Source organism: Streptomyces sp. NPDC088157, assembly GCF_044741545.1.
GTDB lineage: Bacteria > Actinomycetota > Actinomycetes > Streptomycetales > Streptomycetaceae > Streptomyces.
The window spans coordinates 466,013-482,654 of the sequence record NZ_JBIUSU010000003.1; the positions used below are offsets into that span (position 1 = coordinate 466,013).

Below are 16,642 nucleotides of genomic sequence, written 5' to 3' on the forward strand. Positions count from 1 at the left end.
GGCGCAGGTGCCACGGTCGCCCCGGAGGACCCTTGACCATCGTTATCGGGGCAGTGTAGACATGCCGCCATCAGATGTTTACGTAAACATAACAGCTTGCCAAGCCTCTTGCGTGGCTGATGTTTACGTAAACATCATGGTGGTGGTGGGGCGTTCGGAAATCTCCGCGCAACACTGCCGGGCTCCAGGACTGGACGAGCGAGGAACGACATGACGACGCTGCAACCGCCGGTGGCCGCCGAGCCGCGGCCGGCACCTCCCCCGGCGAAACGGGACCGCCGCTCCTGGACCGGGTGGGGTTTCATCGGTCCCTTCGTGGCCGTCTTCGCCCTGGTCTTCCTGGCCCCGATCATGTACTCGATCTACCTGAGCCTCTTCCGCGACCAGCTCATCGGCGGAAACCAGTTCGTCGGCCTGGACAACTACACCCGGGCCCTGCAGGACGACGCGTTCTGGTCGGCAGTCGGCCGGGTGACACTCTTCCTGGCGATCCAGGTGCCGATCATGCTGGGCATCGCCCTGCTGGTGGCGCTGGCGCTGGACAGCGGCCGGCTCTACGGCAAGAGCTTCTTCCGGATCACGATCTTCCTGCCGTACGCCGTGCCCGCGGTGGTCGCCACCCTGATGTGGGGCTTCATGTACGGCACCAAGTACGGCCTGGTGGGCGACATCAACTCCGCGTTCGGTGTCACGCTGCCCGACCTGCTCTCCCCCGGCTGGGTGCTCGCCTCCATCGGCAACATCGTGACCTGGGAGTTCGTCGGGTACAACATGCTGATCTTCTACTCGGCGCTGCGGGTCATCCCGACCTCGCTGTATGAGGCGGCGGAGATCGACGGCGCCGGCCAGTGGCGGATCATCAGCTCGATCAAGATGCCCGCGATCCGGGGTGCGATCGTCATCGCGACGATCTTCTCGATCATCGGCAGCTTCCAGCTCTTCAACGAGCCGAGCATCCTGCGTCCGCTGGCACTGAACTCCATCACCACGGACTTCACGCCGAACTTCTACACGTACTCGCTGTCCTTCAACGGTCAGCAGCACAACTACTCCGCGACGGTGGCCATCATCATGGGCGTCATCACGATGATCGTCGCCTACGCCGTCCAGCTGCGCGGCATGCGCAAGGGAGCGTGACCCGATGAGCACCTCTGTCACCGCTTCCCCCGCGAAGAGCACCGCGCCCAGGCTGCGGACCCCCCGTAAGAAGCACAGCCCGAGCAAACCGAAGCGCAACGTGCTGCTGACGGTGCTGATGGCCCTGATGGTCCTCTACACCGTGGTGCCGCTGATCTGGCTGATCATCAACTCCACCAAGACCCAGTCCGGCCTGGCCGACTCCAACGGCCTCTGGTTCGCCCACGACTTCGCCCTGTGGGACAACATCCGGGACACCTTCACCTACCACGACGGCATCTTCGGCCGCTGGCTGCTGAACACTCTGCTGTACGTGGTTCTCGGTGCGGGCGGCGCGACGCTGCTCGCGGTGCTGGGCGGGTACGCGCTGGCGAAGTTCGACTTCCCCGGCAAGCGTGCGATCTTCGCCGTGGTCATCGGCGCGGTGGCCGTGCCGGGTACGGCGCTGGCGGTGCCGACCTTCCTGATGTTCAGCAAGATGGGGCTGACCGACACCCCCTGGGCGGTGATCATCCCGTCGCTGGTCTCGCCGTTCGGCCTCTATCTGATGTGGGTGTTCGCCGCGGAAGCGATCCCGACCGAGCTGCTGGAGGCGGCCCGGATGGACGGGGCGAGCGAGGCGCGGACCTTCTTCCAGGTCGCGCTGCCGCTGCTGGCCCCCGGGATCGTGACCGTGCTGCTGTTCACCACGGTCGCCACCTGGAACAACTACTTCCTCCCGCTGATCATGCTGAAGGACCCGAACTGGTACCCGTTGACGCTGGGGCTGAGCGCCTGGAGCTCCCAGGCACAGACCATCGGTGGCGACGTGATCTTCAACCTGGTGATCACGGGGTCCCTGCTCACGATTCTTCCGCTGATCGCCGCCTTCCTGTTCCTCCAGAAGTACTGGCAGTCCGGCCTCGCCGCCGGAAGTGTCAAGGAGTGACCCGGGCCGCGGCCCCCAAGCCCCACGTTTGAGCAACACCCGCACCACCCCCACCCTCACCTGTCCCACCCACGAAGAAGTGGAAGCCCCATGCGCAGTACAACGAGCCGCATCCTGCGCGGCATCGCCCTCGTCTCCACCCTCGCCCTGGGCGTCACCGCCTGCGGCGGCTCGGACGACGACTCCGACACGAAGGCCGTCTCCGCCGGCGACCTCCAGGCCGCCCTGGACAAGGGCGGCGACATCACGGTCTGGGCCTGGGAGCCCACGCTGAAGACCGTGGCCGCCGACTTCCAGAAGAAGTACCCGAAGGTCAAGGTCAACCTGGTCAGCGAGCGCTCCGGCGACAAGCACTACACCGCGCTGTCCAACGCGATCTCGGCCGGCAAGGGCGTCCCGGACGTCGCCCAGGTCGAGTACTTCGCGCTCGGCCAGTACTCCCTGACCAAGGGCCTGACCGACCTGGCCCCCTACGGCGCCGACAAGCTCGCCTCGAAGTACACGCCGGGCCCGTGGAACGCGGTCAGCGACGGCGGCAAGGTCTACGGCCTGCCGATGGACTCGGGCCCGATGGCGCTGTTCTACAACAAGACGGTCTTCGACAAGTACAAGATCGCCGTCCCGACCACCTGGGACGAGTACCTGGACGCGGCCCGCAAGCTCCACAAGGCCGATCCCAAGGCCTACATAGGCAACGACACCGGTGACGCGGGCCTGACCACCTCCCTGCTGTGGCAGGCCGGTTCGCGCCCCTACAAGGTCGACGGCACAAAGGTCGGCATCAACTTCGACGACGCGGGCGCCAAGAAGTTCGAGACGGTCTGGCAGCAGCTCATCAGCGAGAAGCTGCTCGCCCCGGTCACCGGCTGGACCGACGACTGGTACAAGGGTCTGGGCGACGGCACCATCGCCACCCTGGCCACCGGCGCCTGGATGCCCGCCAACTTCGTCACCGGCGTCCCGAACGCCAAGGGCCAGTGGCGCGCGGCGGCGATGCCGGCCTGGACCAAGGGCGACAAGGCGAGCGCGGAGAACGGCGGCAGCTCACTGGCCGTCCCGGCGCTGGCCAAGAACAAGGAACTCGCCTACGCCTTCACCGAGTACGCCAACTCCGGCGCCGGTGTCGCCACCCGCGTCGGCGAGGGCGCCTTCCCCGCCACCAAGGCGGAGCTCGAGTCGCCCGCGTTCCAGAGCAAGAAGTTCGACTACTTCGGCGGCCAGGAAGCCAACAAGATCTTCGCCGACTCCGCCGCGAACGTGGCGAGCGACTGGTCGTACCTCCCGTTCCAGCCGTACGCCAACTCGATCTTCAACGACACCGTCGGCAAGGCCTACGTCTCCGGCACCAAGCTGGCGGACGGTCTGAAGGCCTGGCAGGACGCCTCGATCAAGTACGGCGGGGAGCAGGGCTTCACCATCGAGAAGTAGTCGGGAAGCAGTCGGTACGCAGTAATCGGTACGCAGTAAAACGCCGGGCGGCGCGGCTCCCGGGCCGCGCCGCCCCCGTGCACCACCTTCGGAAGGACCGCCATGATCTCCACCCTCCAGTCCCGCATGCTGCGCGGGGCGGACGGTGACCCCGCCCCGCGTCTGGCGTACGGCGCCGACTACAACCCCGAGCAGTGGCCCCGGGACGTGTGGGAGGAGGACGTCCGGCTGATGCGGGAGGCCGGTGTCACCGTCGTCTCCGTGGGGATCTTCTCCTGGGCCCGTATCCAGCCGGGCCCGGACACCTGGGACTTCGGCTGGCTCGACGAGGTCATGGACCTGCTGCACGCGGGCGGGATCGGCGTCGACCTGGCCACCGCCACCGCGTCCCCGCCGCCCTGGCTCACCACCGCCCACCCGGAGATCCTGCCGGTCACGGCGAACGGTGAGACGCTCTGGCCGGGCGCCCGCCAGCACTGGCGGCCCACCTCGCCCGTCTTCCGCGAGCACGCCCTGCGTCTGGTCCGCGAGATCGCCGACCGGTACAAGGACCATCCGGCCCTCGTCGCCTGGCACGTCTCCAACGAGCTGGGCTGCCACAACATCTACGACCACTCGGACGACGCGGCCCGCGCCTTCCGGGTCTGGCTGCGCGCCCGCTACGGCTCGCTCGACGCCCTCAACCACGCCTGGGGGACGGCGTTCTGGTCGCAGCGCTACAGCGACTGGGAGCAGATCCTGCCGCCGCGGCTGGCCGCCTCGCACCCCAACCCGACCCAGCAGCTGGACTTCAAGCGGTTCTCCTCGGACGCGCTGAAGGACCATCTCGTCGCTGAGCGCGAGATCCTGCGGGAGATCACGCCCGGGATCCCGGTCACCACCAACTTCATGGTGATGGGCGGCACGAAGGGCATGAACTACCCGGACTGGGCCGACGAGATCGACTTCGTCTCCAACGACCACTACGTCCACCCCGGGCCGCAGGACCGCGACGAGCTGTCCTTCTCCGCGAACCTCGTCAGCGGCATAGCGGGCGGCCGGCCCTGGTTCCTGATGGAGCAGTCCACCAGCGCCGTCAACTGGCAGCCCGTCAACGTGGCGAAGCGGCCCGGCGACCTGGCCCGTGACTCGCTGCTGCACGTGGCGCACGGCGCGGACGCGGTGTGCTTCTTCCAGTGGCGGCAGTCGGCGGCCGGGGCCGAGAAGTACCACTCGGCGATGGTCCCGCACGCCGGTGCGGACAGCGACCTCTTCCGCGCCGTGGCCGACCTCGGCGCCACCCTCAAGTCCCTTGCCCCCGTAGCGGGTTCGGAGCGGGAGTCGGCGGCCGTCGGCATCCTCTACGACTGGGAGTCGTGGTGGGCCAGCGAGCAGGACTCGCACCCCACCGCGCTGCTGGACTACCGGCAGGAGGCGCTCGACTGGTACTCGGCGCTGCTCGCGCTCGGCGTCCGCGCCGACCTCGTCACCACCCGCGCCGACCTCTCCCGCCACCAGGTGCTCATCGCACCCGTGCTGCACGTCATGCCGGCCGAGCTCGCCAAGGAGCTCACGCGCTACGCCGAGCAGGGCGGCCACCTCGTCACCACGTACTTCTCCGGGGTCGTCGACGAGAACGACCACGTCTGGCTCGGCGGTTACCCGGGCGCCCTCCGGGAACTGCTCGGCATCCGCATCGAGGAGTTCGGTCCGCTGCTCGCCGGGGAGTCCGTGGAGCTGGACGACGCCACCTCGGGCAGCCTGTGGACCGACCGGATCACGGTCACCGACGGCGACACCGAGGTCCTGGCGCACTACCGCACCGGTGTGCACGCCGGACGTCCCGCCGTCACCCGGCGCCCGACCGGCGGCGGTTCGGCCTCCTACGTCTCCACCCGGCTGGGCGTCGACGGGCTCCGCTCGCTGCTGCCCCGGCTGTTGGACCCGGCCGGGGTCAGCAGTGAACTGCCCTCGGACGTCCGGGGATCGGTCGAACTGACCGTCCGGCGCGGCGCCGAAGACCGGTTCCTGTTCCTGGTCAACCGGACCGACGACACGGTGCCGGTGACCGGACTCGACGGAGAGGTGCTGATCGGCACCGGCGGCACGCACGGCGGCCTCGTCCTCGGGCCGCGCGAGGTCGCCGTGCTGCGACAGCCCGTCGGCTGACGTCACCCGTTCCCACCCCCTTCTCACCCCCACCACTCCTCGGCACGGCACGCGCCCGTACCGGGGGCCATCCCCTCCTGCCCGCACGGCAGGAGGGGGCCCACCACAGCGACCGCACCGCAGTTGGGAGCACACATGGCACGCCGTACCCGCAGCAGACGGACCCTCGGGGCCGCCGCACTCACCGCGCTGGCCACCGGGGCCGCCCTGCTCAGCGTCCCCGTGCAGGCGCACGCCGAGGCCGCCGTCACCGTGACGCCGGACCCGTCGTACGCGCACGACGAGTTCGAGGGCTGGGGCACCAGTCTGGTCTGGTTCGCCAACGCGACCGGCGGCTACCCGCCGGCGGTCCGCGAGAAGCTCGCGGACCTGCTCTTCGGCGACGACGGTCTCGCGCTGAACATCGCGCGCTACAACATCGGCGGCGGCAACGCCCCGGACGTCAAGGACTATCTGCGGGCCGGCGGCGCGGTCGAGGGCTGGTGGAAGGCGCCCGCGGGCACCACCCGCACGGACACCGACTGGTGGAGCGCCGACGACGAGGCGGACTGGAACGAGGACGCCGACGCCAACCAGCGGTGGTGGGTGGAGCGCATCAAGAAGGACATCGACCACTGGGAGACGTTCAGCAACTCGCCGCCGTGGTTCATGACCGTCAGCGGATACGTCTCCGGCGGCTTCGACGCGAACGCCGACCAGCTGAAGACCGACTCGGTCGACGACTTCGCCGCCTACCTCGCGGGCGCGACCAAGCGGCTCGAGAAGTCCGAGCACATCAAGGTCGACACGATCGACCCCTTCAACGAGCCCAACACCGGCTACTGGGGCACGCGTCTGGGTGCGGACGGGCAGCCCACGGGCGGCCGTCAGGAGGGCGCCCACATCGGGCCCGAGCTCCAGCAGAAGGTGCTCGCCTCGCTTCCCTCCGCGCTGAAGAAGGCGAAGGTCAAGGCGGGCATCTCGGCGATGGACGAGACCAACCCGTCCATCTTCGCGACGAACTGGAACTCCTACTCGCAGGCGTCCAAGGACGCCGTCGCGCAGATGAACGTCCACACCTACGGCACCGGGCAGCGCACCACCGTGCGCGACCTCGCCAAGGCCGCCGACAAGCCGCTGTGGATGAGCGAGGTCGAGGGCGACTGGGGTGACGGGCAGAGCTTCACGGACATGCGTCCGGGCCTCGGACTCGCCCAGCAGATGGTGAACGACCTGCGCGAACTGGAGCCCAAGGCCTGGGTGTTCTGGCAGCCGGTCGAGGACTACGACAACATGAAGCCGGGCGGCGAGTCCGCCAAGGGCGGCAACTGGGGCTCCATCCAGCTCCCGTTCAGCTGCACCGAGGCCGACACGCTCCAGTCGTGCCCGATCTTCACGAACACCAAGTTCGACACCGCGCGCAACTTCACGCACTTCATCCAGCCCGGCGACCAGCTGATCAAGGTGGACGACACGTCGAGCGCCGCCGCCGTGACGAAGAACGGCAAGGGCGCCTCGCTCGTCCACGTCAACTCCACCACCGCGGCCCGCACGGTCACCATCGACCTGTCCAAGTTCGGCACGATCAAGGACAACGCGAGGGTCACGCCGACCGTGACCAGCGCGGACGGCAAGCTGCAGCAGCAGGCCTCGATCAGGGTCGTCGACGGCAAGGCCACCTACACCGTCCCCGCCCAGTCGGTGACCTCCTTCGCCATCAAGGGCGTCTCGGGCGTCGCGGAGAACGCGAGCCTGTTCACCACGGGCCACTCCTACACGCTGACCGGCGTCCAGAGCGGCAAGGCGGTCACCGTCAAGGCCAACGGCGCCAACCTGGCGATCGGCTCGGCCAACGGCACCGTCGCGCAGCGGTGGCAGCTGGACGCCCGGTACGGCGAGACCGGCAACCGCCAGCGGTACGTGTTCGCCAACCCGGCCGAGGGCAAGCGCCTCGCCGTCCGCGACAACGTGCCCGTGATCGAGCCGGACACCGGCGAGCGGGACCCCGCCACCGAGTGGATCATGTCGACCACCGGTGACGGCACCTGGACCCTGGTCAACGCGGCCACCGGACGCCTCCTCGAGGTCGGCGGTCAGGCCACGAACGAGGGCGCGGCCGTCACGACCTGGCAGGCCAACTCCGGTTCCAACCAGCGTTGGAGGGTCACGGACGTGACTCCGTAACGCCCCGCTGGTCCGCTGTCTCCGCCCGCATCGCGATCGTCGCGATGCGGGCGGAGTGCTGTACGGGGGCGGGGGCGGCCGCCGGGATGCGCTCCAGGACCCCGCCCGCGAAGACGTCGTACAACGGCAGCGTCTCGAGGTGGACGTAGCCGATGTGGCAGTCGCAGACGGCGAGCGGGCAGGGGCGCGGGCGCAGGGCGGCGCGGTACGAGCCGTCGTAGAGGTTGCCGAGTTCGGCGCGGACGAAGTGGCAGCGGCGCACCTTGCCCTCGCCGTCGACGGAGATCACGGACTCGCCGGTGCGGCACGGCAGGCCGGCGCTGGTGTGCGGGTGGCGGCTGTAGGGGAAGAGCGGGTCGAGGGCGGTCCACCGGTCGGCCTCGGCGTCCTCGTAGGTGCGGCCCTCGGCGGCGTTGATCCACAGGTAGACGTGCGCGGGCAGGTCCGCGCGCAGTCGGCGGGCCGCGTCGAGGTGCTCGGGCAGGCCGACGACGCCGACGCTGAAACGGATGCCCCGGTCCGACAGTTCGCGGCACTTGCCGAGGAAGCGGTCGTAGGGCGTCTGGCCCGGGTGGTAGGTGCACCACAGGGCCAGGGTGCCGGGGTCGGCCTCGGCGAGCCAGTCGGTGCGGCAGCTGAGGTTGGTCTGGATGGCGACCCGGCGGATGTGCGGGAGGCGGGAGAGGTCGGCGAGGGCACGCCGGTACCAGGAGCGGACCAGGCCCTCGCCCCAGGGGGTGAAGAGGAGGGAGAGGCTGTCGTCGGTCCGGGCCGCGGCCCACTCCGTGAACCGTTCGAGAGCGGCCCGGTCGGCGCGCAGTTGCTCGCTGCTGTCGCGCCGCTTGGCGAACGGGCAGTAGGGGCAGTCGTAGTCGCAGGAGGCGAGCGGACCGCGGTAGAGCAGGGTCAGTTCCATGGCGGCACGTCACTTCCGTTCGTAGGCGGCCATGGCGGCCCGTACGGCCGGGGAGAACAGCTCGGGACCGATGGCGTCGGAGTGGGCGAGGCCCTCGGGGGTGAGCCGGAGGGTCGTCGGGTCGGCGTCGGTCAGCCAGCCGCGGTCGGCGAAGCGTTCGAGTTCCAAGCCGAAGTCGTCGGCGGGCGCGCCGCCGAAGCGGACCCGGTAGTCGTCGAGGCGCAGGCCCTCGGCCTGGAGGAGCGACTGGAGGAGGTGGCGGCGGCGCGCCTCCTGGGGGTTCATGAGGTGGCCGACCTCGGCGTGGGCGAAGTCGGAGGCGTCGGCGGCGACGTAGTCGTCGATGATGCCCCGGATCTGGTGCATGCCGACGGCGTAGTCGAAGGAGTAGTGCAGGCCGGCCGTGTAGGAGCGGGCGCCGCAGCCGAGGCCGATCATGCCGTCGGTCTGGCAGGCGTAGTCGTCCGCGCCCTGCGAAGGGGCGTCGGCGCGGCGGAACATGCGCATGGACTGCTGGGTGTAGCCGTGCGCGAGGAGATGGTCGCGGCCCGCGCGGTACAGCCGCAGCCGCTGCTCGTCCCAGGCCGGGTCGCCGCCCGCGGCCGGTCCCGGGCCCGGGCCGCGGCGGTCGAGGCCGGTCAGGGGGCGGACGTAGAGCGGGTACAGATAGAGCTCCTCGGGCCGCCAGGCCAGGGCCGCGTCCAGGGAGTGCCGCCAGGTCCGCTCGCTCTGGCCGTCGATGCCGTAGATGAGGTCGATGTTGAGGACCGGTACGGTGCTGTCGCGGATGCGGGCGAGGGCCGCCTCGACATCGGCACGGCGCTGCGGGCGTACGGCGGCCCGGGCCTCGGCGTCGACGAAGCTCTGCACGCCCAGGCTCAGTCGGGTGGTGCCCCGGCCGGCGAGGACGGCGAGCCGGTCGGCGGTGGCCGTGGCGGGCGAGGCCTCGACCGACAGCGGGACCGCGCGGAGGTCGGCGCCCATGCGGTGCTCGGCGATGTCGCAGAGGCGGTCCAGCTCGGCGGCGGTGAGGAAGGTGGGGGTGCCGCCGCCGAACGCGGCCGTGGCGAACCGGACGTCGTCCGTCTCCCCCAGGGCCTCCCGTACGGCGGTCGCCTGCCGTTCCAGGGCGTCCAGGTAGGCGCCGGTCAGGCCGTCGGGGGCGCCGATGCGGGTGAAGAGGTTGCAGAAGCCGCAGCGGACCTCGCAGAACGGTATGTGCAGGTAGAGGGAGAGGGTGTCCTTGGGCTCGGCCGCCCAGAGGGCCTTCAGGGACGGACGGTCGGGGAGCCGGCGGTAGGCCGTCTTGTGCGGGTAGGCGTAGACGTAGTGCTGGTAGGGGCTGGTGCGGGTGGTCGGCTCCGCGGTGGTCATCGGCCGGCCTCCGTCGGACGGGGTGCGGGATCGAGGAAGAAGTGGGCGTACGGCACGGTCCACACGGACTCGTGGCCGATGCGGTGGCCGGTGTAGCCGTCGTCTCCGTAGGCGGTGCCGTGGTCGGAGCAGACGATCGCGAAGCAGCGGCGCCTGCTGCTCGCCGCGTCGAACAGCCGCCCGATGTGCCGGTCCACGTACTCCAGCGCGGCGGCGTGCGTCTCCCGGCTGTCGCCTGCCTCGTGGGTCGCGCCGGGCAGATGGAACCAGTTCGGCTGGTGCAGGGCGGACACGTTGACGAAGAGGAACAGCCGCTGCTCGGGCGGAAGCCGACGTACGGCGAGCTCGGCGCGGGCGACCTGGTTCTCGAAGGACTCCGGTGAGGTGACGCCGAACTCCGGTGCCCAGTGGGACTCGTGGAACAGGCCGGGCAGCACCGAGCCCAGCGGGCCCTGCTTGTTGAAGAAGCCCACGCCGCCGACGCACACGGTGTGGTAGCCGTCCTCGGCCAGGCCCGAGACGAGGTCGGGCGTGTCGTAGACGTAGGTTCGGCCGGCCGTGGTCTCGCTGCCCGCGAAGCTCGCCGCGAACAGCCGCGGATGCGGTCCGGGGGAAGCCGGGGTCGGCAGGAAGCCCGCGAAGATCGCCTGGTGGGAGGCGTAGGTGAAGCTGCCCGGTGCGTGCCGCTCCTCCCAGCGGCCGCCGGGGAGATGGCGGGCCAGGTGGGGGATGCGGCCGGCCGCCGCCAGCTCCGCGGCGACGTCGTGGCGGAGCGTGTCGAGGGTGACGAGGAGGAGGTCGTGGCTGCCCACCACCTCGTTCATGTCGGGCACTTCGTCGTTCATGTCGGTCACTTCGTCGATGTCGTGCTCAGGCATGCGGTGTTCCTGTTCTGTGCCGGGCGAAGTCACCGACGACGGCGGCCACTTGGGCGGCGTGGGTGTCGAGGCCCTCCGCGCCGCTGCCGGGCAGGCCGGTGAGCCGGGGCAGCAGGTCCCCGAAGGCGTTGACCTCTCCCACCGCGGCCCTGCGCCAGCCGACGGCCGGCAGCAGGTCGACGCCGACGCACAGGGTGCGCGGGAAGCAGGCCGCGGCCCGCTCGCACACGCCCAGCAGGTCGGCCCAGCGGGCGCCCGCCGCCTCGACGGCCTCCCGGGCGGTGTCCAGGTCGCCCCGGCGGCCGCCGAGATGGAGGTTGGTCATGGGCGAGCGGCTGGTGCGGACCACCGCGTGGGTGGCGCGACCGGCCACGACGACGACCCTGAGGTCGGCGGCCCTGCCCTCCTGGGACGCTTTCGGCAGCCAGCGCTCCAGGTGCAGCCCGTCCGGGGCGAGCGCGTCGACGATGGCCGCGACCTCCTGCTCGCGTTCGTAGCGGCGCACCCTGAGGGAGTTGTACAGGCCGCCGTCGGCGGCGAGTTCCACGGAGGTGGTGGCCCGGATCCGGCCGCCGCCGCCCGACTCGACGGCGAGGACGCCCGACGCGGACGACCCGTGCGCGGGCTTCACGAACAGCCGGGGCATCCGGTGCTCGCGCATCGCCGCGCGGACGTCGTCCCAGCCGCGTACCGGCGCGCCCCGCGGGCCCGAGGTGGGTGAGGCGGGCACCGGGACGCCCGCCGTGTCGAGGACGGCGTGGCAGAGCCGCTTGTCGAACAGCACGGCGAGGTCGTCCGGGTCGTCGAGGCGGACGCCGCCGCGCAGGCTTCGTACCGCGGTGGTGAAGGCGGCGTACCAGCGGGCCGAGCCCTCGACCCGCGTGGGGTCGAGGGCGCCCCGTAGCAGCCGGTCGACCTCGGGGTTCTCGCCGGGTGAGTCCAGGCGGACGATCTCCTCGGCGGCGAAGTCGGCGCCTCCGTCGCGCAGTACCTCCGTCCATGGGACGACACGCGGGGCCGGCAGGCCGGCCGCGCGTACCGCGTCCTCGAAGAGGGCGACCCGGCGGTTCTCCGGGTTGCCGACCACCGCCAGGCGCGGTTCGGGCGCGCGCCGCGGGCGGCGGCACTCGTCGAGGGAGGGGAGACGGTGACCCATGGGTGGTGTGCTCACTCCCCCACGGCCACGTAGCGCCACGGCGTGCCGTCGTCGTCCGCGTCCTCCTCGGCGTCGTCGCGGTCGAGGTCCACCTCGACGCCCGCGGTCTCCACGGTCCGCCTGATGCGCTCCTGGAGGGGGTCGCTCAGGTAGTGGTAGTGCAGGTCGAGCTTCTTGAGGTGGGTGAGCGGCTGGCCGCCGAGCAGGGCGGCCGCGCCCTCGTCGGTCAGCACGCCCATGGAGAGGTCCAGCACCTCCAGACGCGCCACCACCGGCGCGGACGCGACCGCCGCGGCCACGGCGTCCTGGATCTCGCTGTTGCGCAGGGCCAGATGACGCAGGCTCGGCAGACGGGCGCCGGACAGGATCGGCTCCAGGTCGGCGACCTCGCTGTCGCCGCCGTATTCGGGCGTGCCGAGCCACAGGTCGAGGTGGACCAGGGCGGGCAGGTCGCTGCCGCCGACCCCGCGCACGACCTCCGCGGGCAGCCCGCCCGTCTCGATCACGAGGCTGCGCAGCGCGCCGTGACTCACGGCGGGGAAGAGCAGCCCGGATCCGCCGCGCACGCCGAGTTCCTCCAGCGCGGGGAACGCGGTCAGGAGCGGGGTGACGTCGGTCTGGTTGATCCAGGAGATCTCGCACTCCTCCCCCACCATGTCTCCGAGGAAGACGGCCCGCAGCGCGGGGAACCGGTGCCGGGCGGCCACCAGCGCCTCAACGACGTCCGAGGGGTCCGTGTCGTACGCCTCCTGCCAGGCTCCGACGATCAGGGCCTTCACCCGGGTGGTGTCGACGGCGGAGCAGAAGCGGGCGAACGCCTTCGTCCAGTCCTCGTCGGCGTCGTAGACGTCACTGGTGACCCGCCAGGCGACGGATTCCGGCTCCACCGGGCGGGGCTGGTGCTCCGGGCCGGGAAAGGTGTACGCGGGCAGCCCGAACAACACGTCGAGGTGATCACCGATGGTCATGCAGCTGCTCCTGGAAAGAGAAAGTGCGCGGTCCGTCATGTGTCCGCAGTTCTACCAACAGGCACCGACAACGCCCCTCGGCGGGGCCTCGGTTCAGGGCCGGGTCCGGCCCCGGTCCGAAGCCGTTGTCAGTGGTGGTCCGTACGGTTTTCGTCATGAGGCCGGTCCGTGAAGCGTCCGGCGGGAGGGGGAGAGCCATGTACCGGCAGGGAGACGTGCTGATCGTGCCCGTCACGCGGGAGGCGGTGCCGCCGCACGTGGCGGCAGCGCCGAAGGAGCGGCGGGACCCGCGCGGCCGGCTCGTGCTGGCGCTGGGCGAGGTCACCGGGCACGCCCACGCGGTGGTGGGACCGGGTGATCTGGTGCGGGAGGCCGGGCCGTTCGGTCCGCTGCTGCTGCACCTTCCCCAGGGCGGCCGGGTGGTCCATGAGGAGCACGCGGCGATCGCGCTGCCGAAGGGCTGGTACCGGGTGATCCGGCAGCGGGAGTACGTGCCCGGATCCGTGCGGATCGTCGCGGACTGAGCGGCGGGTGTCGAGGGTGACGGAGGGGCAGATGACGACTACGAGGACCACGGACGTCGCCGAGGCGGTACCGGAGACCGTGCCCGGGGCGGGTGCGGGTGCGGTGGTGGAGACGGTGGTGGAGGGCACGTCCTTCGACGACGTCCGTGAGTGGCGCGCCTGTGCCGCGGCGGCCGTGCCCGCCGACCGCGCGGCCGCCGAGGACGGCGTGCGTCGGGCCTACCGGCAGGCCGGGCTGGCCGACCCGGAGCGCGTGGTGTGGGCCGCTTCACCGCGCGAGGCGGTCACGCTGGTCCGGGAGCAGGCGGACAAGGGCCCCAGTGTGCGTGAGGCGGTCCGCAGCGCTCCGTGGGCCCGCGAACGGCGGCGGCTGCACACGCGGTTGGGCCCGGCGGGCTGGGCGGCGCACTGGGCGTCGACCGGTGGGCTCCTGTGGGAGCCCACCCAGGCGCTCGTCGACCGGATCCGCGCCGGGGTGCTGGAGGAGCTGGCCGGCAAGGACACGGGGAAGGAGGCCGCGGAGATCCGGCTGGTGCTGCTGGACGCCGTGCTCGGTCAGCACGACGCACCGTGGCTCGCCGCGTTCCCGACGGACCGGGGCCCGCTCGAGGGGCTGGCCGCGGTGAGTCGCAGCGCCGGCTGGTGGTGGCCGTTCGCACGGGTGGCGGTGGTGTGCGAGCGTCCCGTCGCGCTGCATCGCGACGAAGCCGGACGGCTCGACCACGGGGACGGCCCGGCGCTGGCCTACCCCGACGGTTTCGCGCTGCACGCCTGGCGCGGCATGCCGGTGCCGGCCGATTTCCTCGCGGAGCTGCCGGCGCTCACCCCGGAGCGGATCCGGTCCGAGGAGAACGCCGAACTGCGCCGGGTGATGCTGGAGCACTACGGCTACGACCGCTATCTGGCGGACTCCCGGGCGCGTCACGTCCACCGCGACGAGACGGGCACCCTGTGGCGGATCGACCTCCCGGACGACGAGCCCGTCGTCATGGTGGAGGTCCTCAACTCCACACCGGAGCCGGACGGAACGCGGCGCACCTACTGGCTGCGGGTACCGCCGGCGACCCGCACGGCGCGGGAGGGCGTCGCCTGGACGTTCGGCTTGGCGGCGGAGGTGTACGCGCCCGAGCGGGAGACGTGACCCGGGGAACCTCGGGGCCGGGCCTCAGCCCCGTGCGGTGCGGGCCAGTACGTCGGTGACCTGCACGCGGACCGCGTCGCGGGCGGCGGCGGGGAGGGCGCCCAGGTCCGTGTCGGCCAGGGCGCGCAGAACCTGTTCGGGGTCCGGGTCGTACGGCGTGCGCTCGCTGAACACCTCGTAGCCGTCGCGCACGGCCACCCGCAGGTCGCTCGGGCCGTCGTCGGCGGCGTGGACCGCGGCGGCGACGACGAGGGGCGGCGCCCCGCCCGCCTCGCCCTCCAGCTTGCGGTAGCCGCTGACCAGGGGGGTGCGCCAGCGCAGGGCGAGCAGTACGTGACGCTTCGCCAGCAGTTCCGTCAGGTCGGTGTCGTAGACGCTGTCGGGATCCAGGACCGTGGCCCGGGCGTCGAGGACGAGGGCCGCGGGGAGCAGACAGCGCAGGGTACTGCCGACGATGTTGCCGCCGACCGTGGCGGCACGGCGCACCGCGCCCGTGCCCACGCCGGAGGCCGCCCGGTGCAGCACCTCGGGCACGGTCGCGTCGACGCGGTGCAGCAGCACGGCCCCGCCGAGTTCCTCGGGACCGACCGTCCCCGCCTCGGGCACGTTGCGCAGCGACACGGCCTGCTCGGGGAAGCCGTCCCGCTGCCAGCCGGCCCAGACGAGGGTGGCGCCTCCTATCGGTACCGCTCCCTCGGCCAGACAGCGCTGCGCTTCGGATATCGAGGAGGGAAGACGCAACTGCACGACAACCGACCTGCCTTCCCTGGAAGTTCGCGGTGAGTGACACGGCGTCGTGGTGTGTCCCCGTGTCCACCCGCCCGCATGATCAATGGCAGAACGGATTCTGCCCAGACGCACGGGGGCGCATACAGGGCTCATGGCTGCACCTCGCGCGACGTGGAATTGCGTTGCGGCCGGCCACCCTGCCCCGGACCCTGGCGTCATGCCCTACCTCCTGCGTGCCGCGTCCCTCGCCGACGCGCCGGCCGTCACCGGTCTCCTCAACGAGATCGACCTCGTCGAGATCGGCCGGCCCGAGACGGACCTGCACACCGTCGAGGCCGATCTGAAGCACCCCGAGACGGATCTGGAGCGGGATTCCTGGCTGGCCTTCGACGGGGACCGGCTGGTCGCCCACGGGCTGTTGTGGGACGAGTCGGGCGGCGAACGCGTCGACGTCGACCACTACGTGCTGCCCGACCGGCAGGAGGCGGGGCAGCTCGTCCTGGCGGCGATGGAGACCCGGGCGCTGGAAAAGGCGCGGGAGAACGGAGCCGGGCGGGCCGTGGTGCATCTGCATCTCAACGCGGAGCCCACCCTCGACACCGCGCTGCTCCGGGCCCGCGGCTGGTCCGTCGTACGGCGGTATCACGTGCTGCGCCGCTCCCTGGACCGGGCCGGGGACCGGCCGCCGACGCCGCCCGCCGGGGTACGGCTGCGGTCGTGCGTCACCGAGGCGGACCGGGTCCGCGTCCACGAGCTCTACCAGGCCGCCTTCGCCGAACACTTCGACTTCCAGCCGCGCGGCTACGAGCAGTGGCTGCACGACGTGGACGCGGCGGGGCTCGACTGGTCCCTGGTGTGGATCGCCGGCACCGACGGGTCCGGGGACGCCGGCTTCCTGATGGCCCGCGACGACCGTGGGGCGATGGGGTGGATCCGCAGCATCGGCGTGCTGCGCGAGGCCCGGGGACACGGTCTCGCGGGGCTGCTGCTGCGGCACGCCTTCGCGGCCTTCGCCGCCCGGGGCCGGGACACCGTCGGGCTCGGTGTGGACACCTCCAACGCGACCGGCGCGCCCGGGCTGTACGCCCGCCACGGGATGGTCCTGCATTACGCCGTGGACACCTGGGAGGCCGTCCTGCGCTGACCGCGAGG

14 protein-coding genes are annotated in these 16,642 nt (G+C 71.4%); 8 read left to right on the forward strand and 6 right to left on the reverse strand.

Annotated features, from left to right (window positions below):
- Positions 1–210: 210 nt before the first annotated feature.
- The 5 genes from ACIPFH_RS13335 to ACIPFH_RS13355 all read left to right on the forward strand — a co-directional run bounded on the left by ACIPFH_RS13335 (position 211) and on the right by ACIPFH_RS13355 (position 7,804).
- Positions 211–1,137, forward strand: a complete 927-nt coding sequence (locus ACIPFH_RS13335; RefSeq protein ID WP_401825837.1) for a carbohydrate ABC transporter permease — start codon at positions 211–213, stop codon at positions 1,135–1,137.
- 4 nt (positions 1,138–1,141) lie between these two features.
- Positions 1,142–2,065, forward strand: coding sequence for a carbohydrate ABC transporter permease (locus ACIPFH_RS13340; RefSeq protein WP_356265101.1), 924 nt, complete (start codon positions 1,142–1,144; stop codon positions 2,063–2,065).
- A 90-nt stretch (positions 2,066–2,155) separates the two neighbouring features.
- Positions 2,156–3,493 (forward strand): ABC transporter substrate-binding protein, encoded by a 1,338-nt coding sequence (locus ACIPFH_RS13345; RefSeq protein ID WP_401825839.1) that lies wholly within the window; start codon positions 2,156–2,158, stop codon positions 3,491–3,493.
- 102 nt (positions 3,494–3,595) lie between these two features.
- Positions 3,596–5,641, forward strand: a complete 2,046-nt coding sequence (locus tag ACIPFH_RS13350; RefSeq protein WP_401825841.1) for a beta-galactosidase — start codon at positions 3,596–3,598, stop codon at positions 5,639–5,641.
- A 135-nt stretch (positions 5,642–5,776) separates the two neighbouring features.
- A complete protein-coding gene (locus tag ACIPFH_RS13355; protein ID WP_401825843.1) occupies positions 5,777–7,804 on the forward strand; it encodes an RICIN domain-containing protein in 2,028 nt (675 codons plus the stop codon).
- On the opposite strand, the gene ACIPFH_RS13360 is transcribed toward ACIPFH_RS13355, so the two are convergent.
- Genes ACIPFH_RS13360 through ACIPFH_RS13380 form a run of 5 tightly spaced genes read right to left on the reverse strand, consistent with a single transcriptional unit; the run spans position 7,785 to position 13,096 of the window.
- Positions 7,785–8,720 (reverse strand): STM4011 family radical SAM protein, encoded by a 936-nt coding sequence (locus ACIPFH_RS13360; RefSeq protein ID WP_401825846.1) that lies wholly within the window; start codon positions 8,718–8,720, stop codon positions 7,785–7,787. The genes ACIPFH_RS13355 and ACIPFH_RS13360 overlap by 20 nt on opposite strands.
- 9 nt (positions 8,721–8,729) lie before the next feature.
- Positions 8,730–10,094, reverse strand: a complete 1,365-nt coding sequence (locus ACIPFH_RS13365) for an STM4012 family radical SAM protein (protein WP_401825848.1) — start codon at positions 10,092–10,094, stop codon at positions 8,730–8,732.
- A complete protein-coding gene (locus tag ACIPFH_RS13370; RefSeq protein WP_401826855.1) occupies positions 10,091–10,918 on the reverse strand; it encodes an STM4013/SEN3800 family hydrolase in 828 nt (275 codons plus the stop codon). Before ACIPFH_RS13370 ends, ACIPFH_RS13365 begins: the two co-directional genes overlap by 4 nt.
- A gap of 46 nt (positions 10,919–10,964) precedes the next feature.
- The gene (locus tag ACIPFH_RS13375; protein WP_401825850.1) at positions 10,965–12,128 is read right to left on the reverse strand and encodes an STM4014 family protein; all 1,164 of its coding nucleotides are present in this window, start codon (positions 12,126–12,128) and stop codon (positions 10,965–10,967) included.
- An 11-nt stretch (positions 12,129–12,139) separates the two neighbouring features.
- Positions 12,140–13,096, reverse strand: coding sequence for an STM4015 family protein (locus ACIPFH_RS13380; protein WP_401825852.1), 957 nt, complete (start codon positions 13,094–13,096; stop codon positions 12,140–12,142).
- A 197-nt stretch (positions 13,097–13,293) separates the two neighbouring features.
- Here ACIPFH_RS13380 and ACIPFH_RS13385 point away from each other — a divergent pair, with 197 nt between their 5' ends.
- Positions 13,294–13,620, forward strand: a complete 327-nt coding sequence (locus tag ACIPFH_RS13385; protein WP_401825855.1) for a hypothetical protein — start codon at positions 13,294–13,296, stop codon at positions 13,618–13,620.
- Between the two features lie 31 nt (positions 13,621–13,651).
- The gene (locus ACIPFH_RS13390; RefSeq protein ID WP_401825857.1) at positions 13,652–14,761 is read left to right on the forward strand and encodes a DUF6745 domain-containing protein; all 1,110 of its coding nucleotides are present in this window, start codon (positions 13,652–13,654) and stop codon (positions 14,759–14,761) included.
- Between the two features lie 24 nt (positions 14,762–14,785).
- On the opposite strand, the gene ACIPFH_RS13395 is transcribed toward ACIPFH_RS13390, so the two are convergent.
- On the reverse strand, positions 14,786–15,508 hold the full coding sequence (locus ACIPFH_RS13395; RefSeq protein WP_401825860.1) for an FAD binding domain-containing protein: 723 nt from the start codon (positions 15,506–15,508) through the stop codon (positions 14,786–14,788).
- A gap of 199 nt (positions 15,509–15,707) precedes the next feature.
- Between ACIPFH_RS13395 and ACIPFH_RS13400 the strand changes: the two genes are divergently transcribed.
- Positions 15,708–16,634 carry a GNAT family N-acetyltransferase gene (locus ACIPFH_RS13400; protein WP_401825863.1) on the forward strand — a complete coding sequence of 309 codons (927 nt, stop codon included), beginning with the start codon at positions 15,708–15,710 and terminating at the stop codon, positions 16,632–16,634.
- Positions 16,635–16,642 lie beyond the last annotated feature (8 nt).

Excerpts from the sequence above, each read along its gene's own strand:
- ACIPFH_RS13350 (WP_401825841.1), top strand. The coding sequence starts at position 3,596 with ATGATCTCCACCCTCCAGTCCCGCATGCTGCGCGGGGCGGACGGTGAC.
- ACIPFH_RS13345 (WP_401825839.1), top strand. The coding sequence starts at position 2,156 with ATGCGCAGTACAACGAGCCGCATCCTGCGCGGCATCGCCCTCGTCTCC.
- ACIPFH_RS13340 (WP_356265101.1), top strand. The coding sequence starts at position 1,142 with ATGAGCACCTCTGTCACCGCTTCCCCCGCGAAGAGCACCGCGCCCAGG.
- ACIPFH_RS13385 (WP_401825855.1), top strand. The coding sequence starts at position 13,294 with ATGTACCGGCAGGGAGACGTGCTGATCGTGCCCGTCACGCGGGAGGCG.
- ACIPFH_RS13370 (WP_401826855.1), bottom strand. The coding sequence starts at position 10,918 with ATGAACGAGGTGGTGGGCAGCCACGACCTCCTCCTCGTCACCCTCGAC.
- ACIPFH_RS13360 (WP_401825846.1), bottom strand. The coding sequence starts at position 8,720 with ATGGAACTGACCCTGCTCTACCGCGGTCCGCTCGCCTCCTGCGACTAC.
- ACIPFH_RS13400 (WP_401825863.1), top strand. The coding sequence starts at position 15,708 with ATGCCCTACCTCCTGCGTGCCGCGTCCCTCGCCGACGCGCCGGCCGTC.
- ACIPFH_RS13375 (WP_401825850.1), bottom strand. The coding sequence starts at position 12,128 with ATGGGTCACCGTCTCCCCTCCCTCGACGAGTGCCGCCGCCCGCGGCGC.
- ACIPFH_RS13335 (WP_401825837.1), top strand. The coding sequence starts at position 211 with ATGACGACGCTGCAACCGCCGGTGGCCGCCGAGCCGCGGCCGGCACCT.
- ACIPFH_RS13380 (WP_401825852.1), bottom strand. The coding sequence starts at position 13,096 with ATGACCATCGGTGATCACCTCGACGTGTTGTTCGGGCTGCCCGCGTAC.
- ACIPFH_RS13390 (WP_401825857.1), top strand. The coding sequence starts at position 13,652 with ATGACGACTACGAGGACCACGGACGTCGCCGAGGCGGTACCGGAGACC.
- ACIPFH_RS13355 (WP_401825843.1), top strand. The coding sequence starts at position 5,777 with ATGGCACGCCGTACCCGCAGCAGACGGACCCTCGGGGCCGCCGCACTC.
- ACIPFH_RS13365 (WP_401825848.1), bottom strand. The coding sequence starts at position 10,094 with ATGACCACCGCGGAGCCGACCACCCGCACCAGCCCCTACCAGCACTAC.